Genomic DNA, 17,981 nt, shown 5'->3' on the forward strand with positions numbered 1-17,981 from the left:
CAACATCAAGATTGGCCATTGTCCCTATCACTTCAATAGCCAACCTTGATTCGCCGCCCTCGCTGCCCGGGCCTATTCTTCAACCATGTACTGAACATGGATCGAGGAGCAGCAACATGGGCAAACGTCACCCCAACCTTCCCGCGTGGCAATGGCGCGCGTACCCGAACAACCATCAGCACCCAACCAATCTGGTGCTGCACCTGATTGCCGTGCCGCTGTTCATCGTTGCGTTTCTGTTGATCGTCTCAGGTGTGTTCAGCCTGAGTCTGGCCAGCGTTGCGATCGGCGTGATCGGCATCATCGCGGCGCTGGGTCTGCAGCGTCACGGTCACAGCCTGGAGGCGCAAGCCTCCGAGCCGTTCAGTGATCGCAAGGACGCTGTCTCGCGGCTGCTGGTCGAGCAGTTTCTGACGTTTCCGCGGTTCTTCCTCAGTGGCGGCTGGTATCGCGCCTGGCGTGAACGCCATCGCCGCCATTAAGTCAGGCGAAGATCGTCACCGTCTGCCGACTCATGGCAATCAGTTCACCCTTCGCGCTCCACAGCTTGGCGGCGACGTGACCGTAACCGTCAGCCGCATACTCGATGTCCGCCAGATACTGGCACCAGTCCAGCGTGCTCAAATCCCGTAACGGCTGAACGAATTCAATGGTCCAGGTCAGGGTGCTGCCCGGTGCCGGTTTCTTCAGGTACGGCAACAGCGCGGGTGGCCAGGCATCGACCAGCGCCAGCAGGTGCGCCTCGTTGACCGGCTCTTCTTTCACATCCCCACGCAAACGCACCCAGCCGCCCATCAGCCGCGATTGAGTGCCGGTGAACGGCATGCCGCCGACACTCCAGCGCATCGCCAGATGACGCATGAACTCGGGGGTTACGCCTTTGATGTACGGCAGCTCCTGGCAGTCGTCCCAGTGTTTCATCTCCGGTGCGGGATAGGCTTCAACCGCCACTTCCGACGACCGCGAAGCCCCGAAGCTGCCTTGCACCATCGTCACCACCTGACCGTTCTGCACGGCGCGCCCCAGCACCTGGCTGACCGCTTTGCCTTCGCGCAGCACCTCGACTTCAAAGCTCACTGGCACTTCGGGCTCCACCGGGCCGACGAAAGTGATCGCCAGCGAACGCACCGGCCGATCGGCAGGCACCCTGGTTCGCATCACTTCAAATTGCAGCGCGGCCACCAAGCCGCCAAAACTGGCCCGGCCCTGCCCCCACTCCGCCGGAATCGTGACCTCCGGTTGACGACGGACAGCATCGATCAGATCGCAAAAGCGCATGGAAACCTCGGACACGAAAAAGGGAATGACCGGATCTTAACCAGCGCCGCAGAGCGGCGCAGCGTCCATTCCGGTCAAAGAGACTGACAGATAAGACAGCGGTGCTGCGCGCCAGCGGGTTTCAGGACTTGAAGCAGGCCGCGCTGAGCTTATCCAGCACCCGGTCGGCCTTGATTTCGGCCTTGGCCATGGTTGCCTGCCACGTGGCGACGCAGGGTTGCAGATCCTGCTCCAGTTCGGCGCGTGCCAGCCATTGCCAGCAATCGTGCCAGTCACCGAGGGCGCCTTGTGCGGATTTCAATCGGGGTAATGCGGCTTCGGGCAAACGATCCAGTTCAGGATAGGCCTCGATGCCGTAACGCACACGCTTGATCAGCAGGCGCAGGCGATGGCGGTCGTGGGCCGGGTCGTGCAGCGCCACGTCGAGGTGCTTCCATTGTTTGCCCAGACGTTTTTCGATGCGCTTGTCCAGGCGCTTGAGCAATCCCTGGCGCTGGGACGCGCGCAGGAAACGCGGAAAGGCATCGAGGATCATCAGCAGCGACGCCACTTCGGCGCTGGCCGCCAGCGTCGGGTACGCCTCGGCCATTTGCGCCATCCGGCGCTGTGCAGCTTCCGGCTGATCATGCTTGATCAGCCAGGCCGCCAGCACCTCGCGGTCGCGCCACGGCGTGGTCAATTGCCCGACGCTGGCCCCCGCGCTTTCCAGTTGTTCGACACCGGGCAAGCCGCGTAACGGTCGCAACAGACTGCGCAAGCGCCGCACGGTGGTGCGCAGGTCGTGCAGCGCTTCAGGGTCGGTCCGCGCGGTCAGACGCGCCTGACAGGCCAGCAGCCGCACTTCCAGGCTCAGGACATGGGCCACCAGCCGATCAACCAACGCAGACATCGCTTGCTCCTGAATTCAATGACTTTGCACGAGTGTGCGCCGGCGCAAGCGACCTGCCCTTGCGCTACGTCAGCAGCTTAGCGCCCGGCGCGGGACTCGCGAATGTAGAAACGTGCTTTTTCGGCTTTCTTGGTGCAGCCTTCGAAGCCTTCGAATTGCTGCTGGGTCTTGGCCGCCGTCAACAGCGACAGCGCCTTGGAATAGCTGACGGTGCCGGCAAAACCTTCGGCCTTGGCCAGATCCAGTTCATGCCACGCCGCGTCGAGTTGGCTGCCGCAGCTGTCACGATAAGCGGTCTTGCCGGCGCAACCGGCCAATGCCAGAGCCATCAACGGCACACAGATCCAGGCTTTCATCACTCACACCTCAGAGATAGGTCAACAGTCGTGCAGGTAAGACGGTGCGGCAGGGAAAAAGTGCCTTGCGTCCCGCAATTGCACCGCACTGCAAAAGATAACGCCGACGGGTCATGAAGTATCGAAAAAACGACGCCATCGCCGCCCCGAACGACCCCGGCGATTGTCGCCCGGCCCTCGATGGGTGCATTGTGCAACCTTGCCGGGAGGAAGTTTGATGAAAAAGCGTGTCGCACTGGTGCTGGGCTCCGGTGGCGCCCGGGGCTATGCCCATATCGGGGTCATTGAAGAGATCGAACGACGGGGCTATGACATCAGTTGTATTGCCGGCTGTTCCATGGGGGCCGTGGTCGGCGGAATCTACGCCGCCGGCAAGCTCGACGAGTATCGCAACTGGATCGAAAGCCTGGATTATCTCGACGTGCTGCGCCTGGTGGACGTCAGCTTTCGTCTCGGCGCAATCCGTGGCGAAAAGGTTTTTGGCCAGATCCGCAAGATCGTCGGCGAAATCAACATCGAAGACCTGCGCATCCCCTACACGGCGGTGGCCGCCGACCTCACCAATCAACAGGAAATCTGGTTCCAGGAAGGCTGCCTGCATCAGGCGATGCGCGCCTCGGCGGCGATTCCCAGCCTGTTCACTCCGGTGATGCAGGGCAACCGGATGCTGGTGGACGGCGGCATTCTCAACCCGTTGCCGATCGTGCCGGTGGTGTCGAGCCATTGCGACCTGATCATCGCGGTCAATCTCAACTCGACCAACCAGCGCCATTACAAATTGCCGGTGATCCAGCGCCCCGCCGCGTTCCGCACGCGCTTCGACAGTCTGATCAGTTCACTCGGTTCGAAGATGCCGTTCCGCCGCAAACAGGCCGAGCAATTGCTGTTGCTGGAACAGGAAGCGTTGCGTGCCGAAGCGGCGGAAATCAATCCGTGGGTCGAAAGTGCCGAGCCGGAAGCCCAGCAACCCGCCGCCGCGCCTGAACGCGACGGCGCACCGAAATCCGCCACCGGATCGTTCATCGTCGATAACGTCGGGCCGGCTTCATTGCTCGATCTGATCAACCAGAGTTTCGAGGTGATGCAGACCTCGCTGGCGCAGTACAAGATCGCCGGGTATCCGCCGGACATCCTGATCAACGTGCCGAAGCGAGTGTGCCGGTTCTTCGAGTTCTACAAGGCGCCCGAATTGATCGCGCTGGGCCGGGAGATTGCCCGGGATACGCTGGATCGCTACGAGAGCGAGCAGAACTAAAGACTGCTCTCGCTCAACAACCGATAACCGACACCCGCCTCGGTCACGATAAAGCGTGGCCGGGTCGGATCGTCTGCCAGCTTCTGCCGCAAATGCCCGACCACGATCCGCAGGTAGTGGCTGTCCTCGGTGTGAGTCGGGCCCCAGATGTCCTTGAGCAATTGCTGCTGGGTGATTACCCGCCCCGGATGCCGCGCCAGTTGCGCCAGCACCGCGTACTCCTTGCGGGTCAGGGCAACTTCAACGCCGTCCAGCAGCACCCGGCGATACGCCAGGTCCACGGTCAGCGGGCCGAAATTCAACGCGGCCTGCTGCGCTTCCCCGGCCGGTGCCTGACGCAGCAACGCGCGCACCCGGGCGAGAAATTCCTGAATGCCGAACGGCTTGGTCACGTAGTCATTGGCGCCGCCATCCAGCGCCTGGACCTTCTGCCCTTCGCTGGCGCGCACCGACAGCACCAGCACCGGCGCCGTGGCCCATTCGCGAAACTCGCGCAGCACTTGCTGGCCGTCCATGTCCGGCAGGCCGAGGTCGAGCACCAGCAGATCGGGTTTATTCAGCGCCGCCTGGGCCAGGCCCTCGGCGCCGGTGCCGGCCTCCAGCACTTTGTAGCCCTGGGAAGCGAGGCTGATACGCAGGAACTTGCGGATCTGCGGTTCGTCATCGATGACCAAAATGGTCGCGGTCTGGCTCATGAATTCACATCAACACAAAAGAGTGGCAAGAGAGTAGCGCAGCGCGGATCAGGCTTCACCGTCCATCCCCGGTTGCGTCTGCAACGGCAGGTGCAAGGTGATACAGGTGCCGCGCCCGTCGATGCCGTCGCCGACACTGATCCGCCCGCCATGGGCGCCGACCATGCCCTGACAGATCGCCAGCCCGAGGCCGGTGCCCTGCCCGCCCCGATCACCCCGGGCGGCGGTGTAGAACATGTCGAAAATCTTCGCTCGCTCATCCACCGGAATCCCCGGCCCTTCGTCGCTGACCGAGAAAAACACTTCGCTGTCATCCGCCCCGGCGCGCAGTTGCAAACGACCGTGGGATGGCGAGAAGCGTGCGGCGTTTTCCAGCACGTTGACCAGCGCCTGCTCGATCAACGCGGCATGCACGTACAACAGCGGCAACTCGGCCGGTACATCGGTGCTCACTTGCAACGACGACAACACCGCCCGCAGACGATTGAGCGCACTGCCGACGATGTCCGCCGGCGACACCCAATCCCGCGCCAGCTTCAGGGCGCCGTGGCCGAGACGAGTCATGTCCAGCAGGTTCTGGATGTAGCGGTCGAGACGTTCGGCTTCATCGCGGGTGCCTTCGAGCAGCTCGCGGCGATCCTCCAGCGGGATCGCTTCGCCGAGGGCCAGCAGGCTGTCGATGCTGCCGCGCATCGAGGTCAGCGGCGTGCGCAGATCGTGGGACACCGAGGCCAGCAAGGCGCTGCGCAGTTGTTCGGTTTCGCCGTGCAGGCGCGCGGCTTCCAGGTCATCGGCGAGTTGCGCCCGGGCCAATGCTTGAGCCAAAGGCTGGCTCAACGCGGTCAGCAAGCGACGGCGCTGGCCGCTCAGGGTCTGGCCCTCTTTGGCGCACACACCGAGCAGCGCCAGCGGACCGTCTTCCACCGACAATGGCCACCACCACCAGCGGCCGAACGGCAACGTGCCGGTGCCCATGCCCGCCGGCTGATCGTGTTGCCAGGCCCAGTCGGCGGCGGCGCGTTCGGATTCAGTGAATTGCAGCGGCCCGCCGGTTTCGACTTTCCAGCCGCCCTGCCCGTCGCGATTGAGCAGGCACAGTTGCAGATCGCTCCAGCCATTGAGGTGTTGGGCTGCGGCGCTGACCACGGCCTGACGGTCGGTGGCGGCGGTGAGTTTGCGCGACAGGTCGAGCAGCTCGGTGGTTTCTTCCTGGGTATCGCGCAGCGCCTGCAATTGCCGCCGCTGACGCGCCGCGAGGTTGCCGGTAAGCGCCGCCATCAGCAGGAAGAACAGCAAGGTCAGCACGTCTTCTTCGCGCTGGATGCTGAAGGAGAAATTCGGCGGGATGAACAGAAAGTCATAGGTCAGAAACGACAATGCCGCACAGGCCAGCGCCGGGCCGAGACTGCTGCGCACCGCCACCAGCAACACCGCCGCAAGGAACACCAGCGAGATATTCGGCAGCGGCAGCACGCTGGACACCGCCCACGCCAGCGCACTGGCCAGAATTGTCGCCACCAGCGCCAGCGCATAGTCGAACCACACCAGCGTCGGCGCTACACGCGGGCGCGGTTGATGCTGTTCCTGATCACTGTCCAGCACGTTGATTTCCAGACCATGGGCCTGACGCAGCAAACGTGCCGCCAGCCCGCCACCGAACAGATGCCTACGCAGGCGTGGCCGCGACTGGCCGACCAGCACCAGACTCGCCCGACGTTCAGCGGCATGCTGGATCAGGGTTTTCGCCACTTCACCGGCCCGCAGCAGCACCACTTCGCCGCCGAGGCGTTCGGCCAGTTGCTGGGCGCTTTGCAGACGCAGCCGCGATTGCTCGTCGCGCACGCTGCCGTTGTCGACATGCACCAGACTCCACGGCAGATGCCGACGCTGGGCGACGCGACTGGCGTGACGCACCAGCCGTTCCGCCTGGGCATCGCCATCGACGCCGACCAGCAAGCGCCCGCGTACCGCCGGCGCGGCTTGACCGAGCTGGCGATAGCCTTGAGCGAGATCGTTATCGACCTGCGCGGCAGCGGTCTGCATCGCCAGTTCGCGCAGCGCGGTGAGGTTGGTCTGGGTGAAAAATGCGTCGATCGCGGCGCGCGCCTGCTCAGGCACGTAGACCTTGCCTTCGCGCAGGCGCTCGAGCAGTTCGCGGGGCGGCAGATCGATCAGCAGCAGTTCGTAAGCCTCTTGCAGCACCCAGTCCGGCAGGGTTTCGCGTACCTGCACACCGGTGATGCCACGCACCTGATCGTTGAGGCTTTCCAGGTGCTGGACGTTGACCGTGGTGTAGACGTCGATGCCGGCGGCGAGCAGCTCCTGAATGTCCTGCCAGCGTTTGGCGTGGCGACTGCCGGGAGCGTTGCTGTGGGCGAGTTCGTCGACCAGCACCAGTTTCGGCTTGGCGGCGAGCAGGCCGTCGAGGTCCATTTCTTCAAGCGTCACGCCGCGATATTCAGAGCGTACCAGCGGCAGTTGCGGCAAGCCGCCGAGCAGCGCTTCGGTTTCGGCGCGGCCGTGGGTTTCGACCACCCCGGCGATGACTTTCACGCCCTGACGCAGTTGGCTGTGAGCCGCCTGCAACATCGCGTAGGTCTTGCCCACGCCCGGCGCGGCGCCGAGGAAAACCTTGAGCCGGCCGCGTCCATCGCGGGGCAAGTCTGCTAACAGCGCGTCGGCGCGGCCGGAGTCACTCATGCTTGAAGCTCTCTTCCTGAAGTTGATCGTTCCCACGTCGAGGCGTCGAACCGTCTGCGTGGGAATGCAGCCCGGGACGCTCTGCGTCCCATCCATTACAACTTTTCCAGCGCCATGTTCAGCGCCAGCACATTCACCACGGGCGGGCCTACCAGCGGCTGTTCGATGTGCGTGTCGAGCAGTTGCTGCAGGGTCGCCACCGGCAGATTGCGCGCTGCCGCGACACGCGCCAGTTGATAGGCAATCGCGGCCGGTGGCAAGTGCGGATCGAGACCGCTGCCGGAGGTGGTCAGCAGCGCCAGCGGCACCGGGCCCTGACCGGGCACCTGCAGCTTGTTGGCGTCATCGATCACCCGAGTGGCCAGCGCCGGATTGCTTGGCGACAGGTTGCTCGCACTGCTCGAAACGGTGGCAAAGGCACCGGCCGATGGACGCGGATGGAACCAGGCATCGCCGACAAAATCCTGAGCAATCAGCGAGGAGCCGCGCACCTTGCCTTCGGCATCGCGCACCAGGCTGCCGTTGGCCTGCTCGGGGAAGGCGACCTGGGCAACGCCGGTCACCACCAGTGGATAGGCAACGCCGGTGACCAGGGTCATCAGCACCAGCAGGCTCAGGGCCGGACGTAACAGTGTGGACATTTCAAAATCCTCGAATTCGTGCTTGAAGCGGTGTGCCCGGCACACCGCTGTTCAGGTTCAAACCAGATGCAACGCCGTCAACAGCATGTCGATCGCCTTGATCCCCACGAACGGCACCAGAATCCCGCCCAGGCCATAGATCAGCAGATTGCGACGCAGCAGCGCCGCCGCGCTCGCCGCCTGCACCCGCACACCACGCAGGGCCAACGGAATCAGCACCACGATGATCAAAGCGTTGAACACGATGGCCGACAGGATCGCGCTCTGCGGACTGCTCAACTGCATGATGTTCAGCACGCCGAGCTGCGGGTAGATCGCGGCAAACAGGGCCGGCAGGATCGCGAAATACTTGGCCACGTCGTTGGCGATGGAAAAGGTCGTCAGCGCGCCGCGAGTCACCAGCAATTCCTTGCCGATCTGCACCACGTCCAGCAACTTGGTCGGGTCGCTGTCGAGGTCGACCATGTTGGCCGCTTCGCGCGCGGCTTGCGTGCCGTCGTTCATCGCCATGCCGACGTCAGCCTGGGCCAGTGCCGGGGCATCGTTGGCGCCGTCGCCGCACATCGCGACCAGCCGACCGTCGTTCTGCTCGTGACGGATGCGCGCCAGCTTTTTCTCAGGGGTGGCTTCGGCCAGTACGTCATCGACGCCTGCTTCAGCGGCAATCGCGGCAGCAGTCAGCGGGTTGTCACCGGTGACCATCACCGTGCGGATCCCCAGCTTGCGCAGCTCGGCGAAACGCTCGCGGATGCCTGGCTTGACCACGTCTTTCAGATGAATCGCACCGAGCAATTTGCCGTCGGCACAAACCAGCAACGGGGTGCCGCCGCTCTGGGCGATCTTGTCGATTTCCCGGGACAGCGCCGGGGCCAGATCCTTGCGTTGCTGACCAAGGAACGCCAGCAGCGAATCCACCGCGCCCTTGCGGAATACACGGCCCTGGTAGTCGACACCGGACAAGCGGGTTTCCGCACTGAACGGCACGGCAGTCAGGGTTTCCGGCGCCGGTTCCGGCTGCGGATTGGTGCCGCGCAGGTACTCGACGATGGACTTGCCTTCAGCGGTTTCGTCAGCCAGCGAGGCGAACAGCGCGCCTTCGGCCAGCTCACGGGCGTTCACACCCGGCGCGGCATATACCGCACTGCAACGACGGTTACCGAACGTGATGGTGCCGGTCTTGTCCAGCAGCAACACGTGCACGTCACCCGCCGCTTCCACCGCGCGACCGGACTTGGCGATCACGTTCAGGCGCACCAGACGATCCATCCCGGCAATCCCGATCGCCGACAGCAGACCACCGATGGTGGTCGGAATCAGCGTGACCAATAACGCCACCAGGAACACCAGCGGCAGGCTGCCGTTGGCGAAGTGGGCGAACGGCTGCAGGGTCACGACCACCAGCAGGAAGATCAGGGTCAGGCCGATCAGCAGGATGTCCAGCGCCACTTCGTTCGGGGTCTTCTGGCGTTTGGCGCCTTCGACCAGCGCAATCATGCGGTCAAGGGTCGATTCACCGGGGTTGGCAGTGATCTTCACCAGCAGCCAGTCGGACACCAGCCGGGTGTTGCCGGTGACGGCGGAACGATCGCCACCGGACTCGCGAATCACTGGCGCCGATTCGCCAGTGATCGCCGCTTCGTTGACCGCCGCGATGCCTTCGATGACCTCGCCGTCACCGGGGATCATCTCCCCCGCTTCGACGCGCACCACATCACCCTTGCGCAGGCTGGTGGCCGGCACGACCTGGAAGCTGCCGTTGGCCAGTTTGCGTCGGGCGCTGAGGCCTTCGCTGCCAGCCTTGAGGCTGTCGGCGCGGGCCTTGCCGCGACCTTCGGCCAGCGCTTCGGCGAAGTTGGCGAACAGCACGGTGAACCACAGCCACAGGGCAATTTGCGCGGCAACGAAGGTCGGCACGCTGCTGTCGGGAATGAAGCACAGCACGGTGGTCAGGATCGCTGTCAGTTCGACCACCAGCATCACTGGCGAGCGCTGCAACTGGCGCGGGTCGAGCTTGACGAACGCTTGCACCAGCGCCGGACGCCACAGGGCGCTGATCGCGGTTTTGGGCGCCTCTGTCGACTTGGCAGCTGCCGCTGGTTTTGAAGCTGGAACATGCATATTCATGATGGATTCCTTAGAAGCCCATGCTCAGGTGTTCAGCGATTGGGCCCAGTGCGAGGGTCGGCAAGAAGGTCAGGCCGCCCACCAGCAAAATGGTCACGGTCAGCAGGGTCACGAAAAGCGGGCCGTGGGTCGGGAAGCTGTTCTGGCCGATCGGTGCGGTTTTCTTCATCGCCAGGCTGCCGGCCAGGGCCAGTACCGGGAGGATGTAACCGAAGCGACCAATCAACATGCCCAGGCCGAGCATCAGGTTGTGGAACGCAGTGTTGGCACCGAAACCGCCGAACGCCGAGCCGTTGTTCGCGCTGGCCGAGGTGTAGGCGTAGAGCAACTGACTGAAACCATGCGGGCCGGGGTTGCTCACCGCCGCCACCGGGCCGGGCAGGCTCGCAGCGATCGCGCCGAGTACCAGCACGCCGACCGGCATCACCAGCAGGGTGACGACCAGCAACTGCACTTCACGGGCCTGGAGTTTCTTGCCGAGGTATTCCGGGGTGCGGCCGATCATCAGGCCGGCGAGGAACACCGCGATCAGCACGTTCAGCAACATGCCGTAGAGCCCCGCGCCGACGCCGCCGAAGATCACTTCGCCGACCATCATGTTGACCAGCGCGACCATGCCGCTGAGCGGGTTGAGGCTGTCATGCATGCCGTTGACCGAACCGTTCGACGCCGCCGTGGTGGTCACCGACCAGAGCACGGTGGCAGTGGTGCCGAAGCGTGCTTCCTTGCCTTCCAGCGGTGCGGTCTGTTCGACGGCAACGTTGTTCAGCGCCGGGTTCGGCTGATATTCGGCCCACAGCGAAGTGGCGCCGCCGATGATGAACAGCGCGAGCATGCAACCGATGATGGCGCGGCTCTGACGCAGGTCCTTCACGTAGTGGCCGAAGGTGAACACCAGCGCGACCGGGATCAGGATGATCGACGCGACTTCGAACAGGTTGCTCCAGGCGGTCGGGTTCTCGAACGGATGCGCCGAGTTGACGCCGAAGAATCCGCCGCCGTTGGTGCCCAGTTGCTTGATCGCAATCTGGCTGGCGGCCGGGCCGAGCGGGATCACCTGATCAACGCCCTGCATCGTCACTGCATTCACATATTGGGCGAAGGTCTGCGGCACGCCCTGCCACACCAGGTACAGCGCCAGCAGCAGGCACAGCGGCAGCAGGCCGTAGAGGGTGGCGCGGGTCATGTCGACCCAGAAGTTGCCGAGGGTTTTGGTGGACTTGCGCCCGATGCCACGGCACAGCGCAACCAGTACGGCGAGGCCGGTGGCGGCGCTGACGAAGTTCTGCACGGTGAGGCCGACCATCTGGCTCAGGTAGCTGAGCGACGCTTCGCCGCTGTAGGCCTGCCAGTTGGTGTTGGTCATGAAACTGACGGCGGTGTTGAACGCGAGGGTCCACTCCTGACCCGGCAGGTTTTGCGGGTTCAGCGGCAGGTGATCCTGGAACAGCAGGATCGCGAACAGCAGCAGAAAACCGGCGAGGTTGAACGCCAGCAGCGCCAGCGTGTACTTCTGCCAGCTCTGTTCGTCCTGCGGATTGACCCCGGCGATGCGGTAACAGCCGCGCTCGACCGGGCCGAGAATCGGCGTCAGCCAGGTGCGCTGGCCCTCCATCACCTTGTAGTAGAAGCGCCCGAGGAACGGCGCCGGCAGCAAGACCACCGCGAAGAAAGCGAGGATCAGCCAATAGTCATAACTGTGCATAGCCGCTCCTAAGTCCGATCCGCGCGCAACAGCGCAACCAACAGATAAATGAACAGCCCCACTGCCAGCAGCAGTGACACCCCGTCCAGAACGCTCATGGAAGATCTCCGTGTTACGGCGTATTGCCGCGTGTGGAGGCATTGTCGGAAAGGAGGCTGTAAAGGAACGAGAGCGAGGGTGTGGGCGGGGCATAAAGAAAGCGTAAAGAGTGGGTTTATGCCTTCTTTACGACTGTATCCGGCTGGCGGCGCACCTGACTGGCGCACGCAAATGTGGCCATCGAGCCGCGAACATCCCCGATACGACAGCTTTCATCCCATTACGACCCGCCAATACAAAATGGCACGCCCACTGCACACGCCCTTCCCCGAGCTTTCCAAACCGTTCAGGGAGCAAACGCATGAACACACAACTCAAACCCACACTGGGCACGTTGCACCTGTGGGGCATCGCGGTGGGGCTGGTGATTTCCGGGGAGTACTTCGGCTGGAGTTACGGCTGGGGCGTCGCGGGAACCCTGGGTTTCCTGGTGACTTCGTTCATGGTCGCGACCATGTACACCTGTTTCATCTTCAGCTTCACCGAACTGACCACGGCGATCCCCCACGCGGGCGGGCCGTTTGCCTACAGTCGCCGCGCCTTCGGTGAAAAAGGCGGATTGATCGCCGGACTGGCGACGCTGATCGAGTTCGTCTTCGCCCCGCCGGCGATTGCCTTGGCGATTGGTGCGTACCTGAACGTGCAGTTTCCGGCCCTCGATCCGAAACACGCGGCGGTCGGCGCGTACATCGTGTTCATGGGTCTGAATATTCTTGGCGTGAAACTGGCCGCGACCTTCGAGTTGATCGTCTGCGTCCTGGCCGTCGCCGAGCTATTGGTGTTCATGGGCGTGGTCGCCCCGGCGTTCAGCTTCAGCAACTTCGCCCTCAACGGCTGGGCCGGTTCGGACATCTTCGGCGCTCCGGCGATTGCCGGGATGTTCGCGGCGATTCCGTTTGCGATCTGGTTTTTCCTCGCCATCGAAGGCGCAGCCATGGCGGCCGAAGAAGCCAAGGACCCGAAACGCACGATTCCCAAGGCCTACATCAGTGGCATTCTGACGTTGGTGTTGCTGGCCATGGGCGTGATGTTCTTTGCAGGCGGCGTCGGCGACTGGCGCACCCTGTCGAACATCAACGACCCGCTGCCTCAGGCAATGAAAGCGGTGGTCGGCGACAACTCCGGCTGGCTGCATATGCTGGTGTGGATCGGTCTGTTCGGGCTGGTGGCGAGTTTCCACGGGATCATCCTTGGCTATTCGCGGCAATTCTTCGCCCTGGCCCGCGCCGGTTATCTGCCCGCCTCGCTGGCGAAACTGTCGCGCTTCCAGACCCCTCATCGGGCGATCATCGCCGGCGGCGTGATTGGCATCGCGGCGATCTACAGCGACGGCCTGATCAACCTCGGCGGCATGACCCTCACTGCCGCGATGATCACCATGGCGGTGTTCGGCGCGATCGTGATGTACATCATGAGCATGCTCAGCCTGTTCAAACTGCGTAAATCCGAACCGAATCTGGAGCGCACCTTCCGTGCGCCGTGCTATCCGCTGATTCCGCTGATTGCACTGGTGCTGGCCGTGGTGTGCCTGGTTGCGATGGCCTGGTTCAATGCGCTGATCGGGCTGATCTTTCTCGGCTTCATGGCGGTCGGTTTCGGCTACTTCCTGTTGACCGGCCAGTTGCGCGCCAACGCCCCGGCAGACGCCATGCTCACCGGACTGTAAACCGCGACGGGCATAACCGGCCTAGAATGGAACCACTGCGAATGCACTTCGCTCAAAGTGGTATGCAGCGTTGCACGGCGAAACCCTCGCCCGTCAACCTGCCTTTAAGGAGAGCCGTTATGCCCTGGTATGCCTGGTTGATTCTGGTCGTTGCAATCGGCTCGATCGTCGGCGGTTTGATGATGTTGCGTGACACCGCCAACAAGGTCGAACTGACCGATGAACAACGCAAGCGCGTCGCTGAACGCAATGCCGAAGCGGACATCAAGGACGCGCAGGACCGCTGAACGAAAACCCCGCCTGAATTGGCGGGGTTTGTTTTTGTGGCGATTACTTTTCCCAGTCGGCCTTGGCGATGTGCAAGCCATGCAGGCCTTTGTACGCCGCACGTTCCGGCTGGCTCCAGCCTTCGAGCAACGTATCGTCCAGACGATAAATTTCCACACCGAGCGGGCGGCACACGGTCAGCGGATCCTGCGCGTCCGGCCCCCACATCGCCAATGACAAGTCACCACCCGGACAGGTCGACAACGCGCACAGCAAGTCGATTTCGGCGAAGAACTCCAGATAATCGCCCTTCTGTGCTGGGCAGGCCTTCATGAAATACAGGTCATCGTGATTCAGGCCGGTGCACTGGAAGATGTTCAGCACGTCATGCACATCGAACTCGGTGAGGCCATGGGGCAACACGGCGCGGGTCAGGTTGGAATGGCAGTGATGATGGAAATCCTCGCCGGTGAGCATTTTGTTCACATAAGGATCGCAACGGGTGCCGAGCAAATCGTGCAGGCGCCCGCCGTGCTCGTCGATGCCATAGTCGGCCAGGCTGTCATCGGTGATGGTCACCAGCGGACGCAGAAAAGGCAGGTTCGACCACAACCGGTCATGAGTGCTGACATGCGCGCCCTGCAGCTGCCGGGTGCGCGCCGCCCACATCCGTTCACGTGGATCGTGTGCGTTCCACACATTGAAATCGCCCACCTGGGGCCCGACCGGTGTGGTGACACGAAACACATGCCCCGCCGGCACGTGCCAGGCCCGCCCGGTGCGGATCGGCACTTCGAATTGTTCGATCAGCGTGCGCCCGTCCTTGCGGTCGCGAATCCGTTCGTAGAAAGGTGTATTGACCTGTAACGCCGAGCCTTTGCTGACCTGATAGGCGGCCGGGTAGTCTTTGTACATGATTCTCCTGCTCCTCAAGCGATGGCAACTTTGCAAGCTGCAACCACTATCCGTGCCAACCGCGAGTGGCTGTTACGAACATGTCGGAGTCACCGGCCGTTTTTTTAGAAGTAGAAGTACAGTCACCATTCAATTTGCATTGGTTAAGATGGCGATCTTGTTGCGGAGAGTTTAAATGCGTTACTCGCAGGATCATAAAGCCCAGACCCATCAGCGCATTATCAAGGAAGCGTCCGAGCGGTTTCGCAAGGACGGCATCGGTGCGACCGGACTGCAGCCATTGATGAAAGCGCTGGGCCTGACGCACGGCGGTTTCTACTCGCACTTCAAGTCCAAGGACGAACTCGTTGAAAAAGCACTGCAAGCGGCCGGAGATCAAGTGGCCGGCTTGTGTGCGGAGATCTTCGCCCAGGAAAACCCGCTGGAGCTGTTCATCGACACCTACCTGTCCGAGTGGCATCAGACCACGCCGCATGAAGGCTGCCCGCTGGTTACCATTTCATCGGAGCTGGGGTTGCGCGGCCAGCCGAGCCCGACCAGCGATGAAGTGCTCAAGGCGCGCCTGGGCCAGATCGAAGGCACCCTTGAAGGCGAGAGCACCGCCGAGCGCAGCATCGTCATCATGGCGACACTGGCCGGGGCGCTCCTGCTGTCACGCAGTGTCGCGGATCCTGAATTTGCGCAGCAGATTCTGGACGTCACCCGCGAACACCTCAAACGCTCGGAAGACTAAGCCTGCCAGCGCTTGAACAGCACGCTGGCATTGACCCCACCGAAGCCGAACCCGTTGGACAACGCATACTCGATCGGCATCGACCGCGCCTGACAGTGGACGATATCCACGCCTTCGCTGGCCGGATCGGGATTTTCCAGATTAAGGGTGAGCGGAACGATCTGATCGCGGATCGCCAACAGCGTGAAGATCGCTTCCAGACCTCCAGCCGCCCCCAGCAAATGCCCCGTCGCGGATTTGGTCGAGGTCACGGCGATCCTGTTTTGCACACCAAATACTGATTTGATTGCGGCCAGTTCACCGAGGTCGCCCACCGGTGTCGAGGTCGCATGTGCGTTCAGATGCTGCACCTGATCCGGCGCGATACCGGCCTGGGCCAACGCCAATTCCATTGCCCGCCGTGCACCGCTGCCGTCTTCCGGCCCGGCGGTCAGGTGATAGGCATCGGCGCTGGTGCCATATCCGACCAGTTCAGCCAATGGCTGCGCCCCCCGTGCCAATGCGTGCTCCAGGGACTCGATCACCAGCAGCCCGGCGCCCTCGCCCATCACGAACCCGTCACGTCCGCTGTCGAATGGACGCGAGGCGCGTTCAGGGGTGTCGTTGTAGCCGCTGGACAAAGCCCGCGCCGCCGCAAATCCGGCAAGACTGACCCGATCGATGCAGGCTTCCGCACCGCCGCACACCGCGATGTCGGCCTCACCGGCACGAATCAGCCGGGCCGCATCACCGATCGCCTGCACGCCGGCGGCACACGCGGTGACCGGCGCACCGAGCGGGCCCTTGAGACCGTGCTGGATCGAGACATGCCCTGCGGCGAGATTGACCAGAAACGAGGGAATGGTGAACGGCGACAACCGTCGCGGACCACGACTGTCGGTGGTGCGTACCGCATCGGCGATAGCGCCGAAGCCGCCGACACCGGAGCCGATGATCGTGGCGGTGCGTTCCTGAGCGCCGGATTCGGTCGGGTGCCAGCCGGCCTGTTCAAGCGCCTGCCGCGCAGCCTCCATCGCGAACAGAATGAAACGGTCCATTTTCTTCTGCTCTTTGGGTGGCGTGGCGCGGTCAGGATCGAAACCCGCTTCGGCGTCCTCCTCCATCGTCGGCACCACGCCGCCGACCCGGGTCGGCAGATCGGCGATGACCGCGTCCGGCAGGTTTCGCAATCCCGAACGCCCGGCCAGCAAGCGCTGCCAGACCACTTCGACGCTGCTTCCCAAGGGCGATACCAGGCCCATACCCGTGACAACTACTCGACGCTGATCCATATCGGGTTGACCTCTCTCGACTTATTTTACTTGTAACGACTGGCGGCCGAGCTATGGGACAGATTGGGCGCCATCACATGGCGTGCGGCGACGAAGGCTTGCCATTCCCCGGCATCGGGCAGCGAAGGAATCGTGACGAGCTCGCCCTGATCCAGACCGGACAACGCGGCATCGACCATCTCGCCCGCCTCCATGACCATTTCCGCCGGAATATTGGTGGCATCCAGACCCGAACGCTCCCAGATTTCGGTGCGCGTCACTCCGGGCAGAACCGCCTGCACCTTGACACCAGTGCCTTCGAGTTCCGCATTCAGCGTTTGGGAGAGGCTCAATACATAAGCCTTGCTGGCACTGTAGGTGGCATTGAAACGCTCAGGAAACAGGGCAACCACCGATGCAATGTTGATGATCGTGCCGCGCCCGGCGCTGGTGAAAGCAGCGGCGGCGGCCGAAGCCAGTCGGGTCAGGGTCGTGACATTCAGCTGGATCAGCTTCTCCAGTTCATCGGGATCGGCGTTGGCCAGCAATCCGTTGGACGCTACGCCAGCATTGTTGACCAGTAGCGTGATGCTGGAATCGCTGCGCAGACGCTGCTCAAGCTTGATCACATCATCCTTTTGCGTCAGATCGGCCTTGAGCACTTCAACTTCAACGCCATGGACGTCTCGCAGTTTGCTCGCAGCCGATTCCAGACGCGCCTTGTCACGAGCGACCAGCAGCAGATCGAAACCACGCGCCGCCAGTCTCTCGGCGTACACCGCACCAATGCCGGAAGAAGCGCCCGTGACCAGCGCCGTGCCTTGGGATTTCGGGGAATTCATGACGATACTCCTGGGATGCGTGAGGAATGAACGACCGCTGAAAAGCAGAAGGCTTCAGTGGCGACTGAAATTATTATAGGCATAATCTCAAGGCAATATGACAGCCATAATTTTCTATTTCCCGACGGAAAGGCTGTAGCCCTCCTGTGTTGTGCTCCACCTGGAAGCAAAAAGGGCCGGTCAATGACCGGCCCCTTGGCGTTGAACAATCAGCTTAGTTCACTTCCAGCTTGTCGCGATTACGATCCAGAATCGCCTTGCCGATACCCTTCACTTCGAGCAGTTCATCCACGGACGCAAATGGCCCATTTGTTTCACGATAAGCAACAATCGCTTTCGCCTTGGCCTCGCCCACGCCTGCCAATTCCTTTTGCAGAGTGGCCGCGTCGGCACCGTTCAGATCGACCTTCTGATTTTCAGAAGTGGCTGACGCGTCCATCACCACGGCTGCCTTGTTCGCTTCTGAAGAAGCCAGAGGCGCAGCAATGGCAGCAATAGAGGCGCTGGTCAGCAGGGCAAAAATCAGGGAGTAGAAATATCCGGTACGCATAAGTGACGCTCCATCA

18 protein-coding genes are annotated in these 17,981 nt (G+C 62.6%); 5 read left to right on the forward strand and 13 right to left on the reverse strand.

Annotated features, from left to right (window positions below; all coding sequences use genetic code 11):
* Positions 1 to 116 precede the first annotated feature (116 nt).
* Positions 117 to 482 (forward strand): Mpo1-like protein, encoded by a 366-nt coding sequence (locus tag ACEN93_RS08245; RefSeq protein WP_039770492.1) that lies wholly within the window; start codon positions 117 to 119, stop codon positions 480 to 482.
* A gap of 1 nt (position 483) precedes the next feature.
* Here the strand turns inward: ACEN93_RS08245 and ACEN93_RS08250 are convergent, their stop codons facing one another.
* From ACEN93_RS08250 to ACEN93_RS08260, 3 genes are all read right to left on the reverse strand, one after another.
* Positions 484 to 1,278 carry an acyl-CoA thioesterase gene (locus ACEN93_RS08250; protein WP_074688002.1) on the reverse strand — a complete coding sequence of 265 codons (795 nt, stop codon included), beginning with the start codon at positions 1,276 to 1,278 and terminating at the stop codon, positions 484 to 486.
* Positions 1,279 to 1,399: 121 nt separating this feature from the next.
* A complete protein-coding gene (locus tag ACEN93_RS08255) occupies positions 1,400 to 2,167 on the reverse strand; it encodes a CHAD domain-containing protein (RefSeq protein WP_495611294.1) in 768 nt (255 codons plus the stop codon).
* Positions 2,168 to 2,244: 77 nt separating this feature from the next.
* Entirely contained in the window at positions 2,245 to 2,523 is a 279-nt protein-coding gene (locus ACEN93_RS08260) for a hypothetical protein (protein WP_007950948.1), read from the reverse strand.
* A gap of 217 nt (positions 2,524 to 2,740) precedes the next feature.
* Here ACEN93_RS08260 and ACEN93_RS08265 point away from each other — a divergent pair, with 217 nt between their 5' ends.
* Positions 2,741 to 3,778, forward strand: coding sequence for a patatin-like phospholipase family protein (locus ACEN93_RS08265; RefSeq protein WP_011335324.1), 1,038 nt, complete (start codon positions 2,741 to 2,743; stop codon positions 3,776 to 3,778).
* On the opposite strand, the gene ACEN93_RS08270 is transcribed toward ACEN93_RS08265, so the two are convergent.
* The 6 genes from ACEN93_RS08270 to kdpF all read right to left on the reverse strand — a co-directional run bounded on the left by ACEN93_RS08270 (position 3,775) and on the right by kdpF (position 11,741).
* Positions 3,775 to 4,473 carry a response regulator gene (locus ACEN93_RS08270; RefSeq protein ID WP_039770498.1) on the reverse strand — a complete coding sequence of 233 codons (699 nt, stop codon included), beginning with the start codon at positions 4,471 to 4,473 and terminating at the stop codon, positions 3,775 to 3,777. The two genes, ACEN93_RS08265 and ACEN93_RS08270, sit on opposite strands and share 4 nt — an antisense overlap.
* A 48-nt stretch (positions 4,474 to 4,521) precedes the next feature.
* On the reverse strand, positions 4,522 to 7,173 hold the full coding sequence (locus tag ACEN93_RS08275; RefSeq protein WP_495611295.1) for a DUF4118 domain-containing protein: 2,652 nt from the start codon (positions 7,171 to 7,173) through the stop codon (positions 4,522 to 4,524).
* A gap of 95 nt (positions 7,174 to 7,268) precedes the next feature.
* Positions 7,269 to 7,814: a potassium-transporting ATPase subunit KdpC gene (kdpC, locus tag ACEN93_RS08280; protein ID WP_414882187.1), complete on the reverse strand. Its 546-nt coding sequence runs from the start codon at positions 7,812 to 7,814 to the stop codon at positions 7,269 to 7,271.
* A gap of 57 nt (positions 7,815 to 7,871) precedes the next feature.
* Positions 7,872 to 9,938 (reverse strand): potassium-transporting ATPase subunit KdpB, encoded by a 2,067-nt coding sequence (gene kdpB, locus ACEN93_RS08285; RefSeq protein ID WP_414882186.1) that lies wholly within the window; start codon positions 9,936 to 9,938, stop codon positions 7,872 to 7,874.
* A 10-nt stretch (positions 9,939 to 9,948) separates the two neighbouring features.
* Positions 9,949 to 11,643 carry a potassium-transporting ATPase subunit KdpA gene (gene kdpA / locus ACEN93_RS08290; protein ID WP_039770510.1) on the reverse strand — a complete coding sequence of 565 codons (1,695 nt, stop codon included), beginning with the start codon at positions 11,641 to 11,643 and terminating at the stop codon, positions 9,949 to 9,951.
* A gap of 8 nt (positions 11,644 to 11,651) precedes the next feature.
* Positions 11,652 to 11,741, reverse strand: coding sequence for a K(+)-transporting ATPase subunit F (gene kdpF / locus ACEN93_RS08295; RefSeq protein WP_007950940.1), 90 nt, complete (start codon positions 11,739 to 11,741; stop codon positions 11,652 to 11,654).
* A gap of 302 nt (positions 11,742 to 12,043) precedes the next feature.
* On the opposite strand from kdpF, the gene eat reads away from it, so the two are divergent.
* Both eat and ACEN93_RS08305 read left to right on the forward strand, forming a co-directional pair.
* Positions 12,044 to 13,408 carry an ethanolamine permease gene (gene eat, locus ACEN93_RS08300; protein ID WP_064598376.1) on the forward strand — a complete coding sequence of 455 codons (1,365 nt, stop codon included), beginning with the start codon at positions 12,044 to 12,046 and terminating at the stop codon, positions 13,406 to 13,408.
* A 119-nt stretch (positions 13,409 to 13,527) separates the two neighbouring features.
* On the forward strand, positions 13,528 to 13,695 hold the full coding sequence (locus ACEN93_RS08305; protein ID WP_007950938.1) for a DUF2897 family protein: 168 nt from the start codon (positions 13,528 to 13,530) through the stop codon (positions 13,693 to 13,695).
* A 43-nt stretch (positions 13,696 to 13,738) separates the two neighbouring features.
* On the opposite strand, the gene ACEN93_RS08310 is transcribed toward ACEN93_RS08305, so the two are convergent.
* Complete coding sequence (locus tag ACEN93_RS08310) at positions 13,739 to 14,590, reverse strand: urea carboxylase-associated family protein (RefSeq protein WP_495611296.1); 852 nt, start codon at positions 14,588 to 14,590, stop codon at positions 13,739 to 13,741.
* Between the two features lie 175 nt (positions 14,591 to 14,765).
* Between ACEN93_RS08310 and ACEN93_RS08315 the strand changes: the two genes are divergently transcribed.
* Positions 14,766 to 15,323 carry a TetR/AcrR family transcriptional regulator gene (locus ACEN93_RS08315; RefSeq protein ID WP_085668132.1) on the forward strand — a complete coding sequence of 186 codons (558 nt, stop codon included), beginning with the start codon at positions 14,766 to 14,768 and terminating at the stop codon, positions 15,321 to 15,323.
* Here ACEN93_RS08315 and fabF read toward each other — a convergent pair.
* From fabF to ACEN93_RS08330, 3 genes are all read right to left on the reverse strand, one after another.
* Positions 15,320 to 16,594, reverse strand: a complete 1,275-nt coding sequence (fabF, locus tag ACEN93_RS08320; protein WP_495611297.1) for a beta-ketoacyl-ACP synthase II — start codon at positions 16,592 to 16,594, stop codon at positions 15,320 to 15,322. The genes ACEN93_RS08315 and fabF overlap by 4 nt on opposite strands.
* Positions 16,595 to 16,620: 26 nt before the next feature.
* A complete protein-coding gene (locus tag ACEN93_RS08325; protein ID WP_085668130.1) occupies positions 16,621 to 17,415 on the reverse strand; it encodes an SDR family NAD(P)-dependent oxidoreductase in 795 nt (264 codons plus the stop codon).
* Positions 17,416 to 17,629: 214 nt separating this feature from the next.
* The gene (locus tag ACEN93_RS08330) at positions 17,630 to 17,965 is read right to left on the reverse strand and encodes a ComEA family DNA-binding protein (protein ID WP_039770521.1); all 336 of its coding nucleotides are present in this window, start codon (positions 17,963 to 17,965) and stop codon (positions 17,630 to 17,632) included.
* Between the last annotated feature and the right edge of the window lie 16 nt (positions 17,966 to 17,981).

Source organism: Pseudomonas sp. Pseusp21, assembly GCF_059492145.1.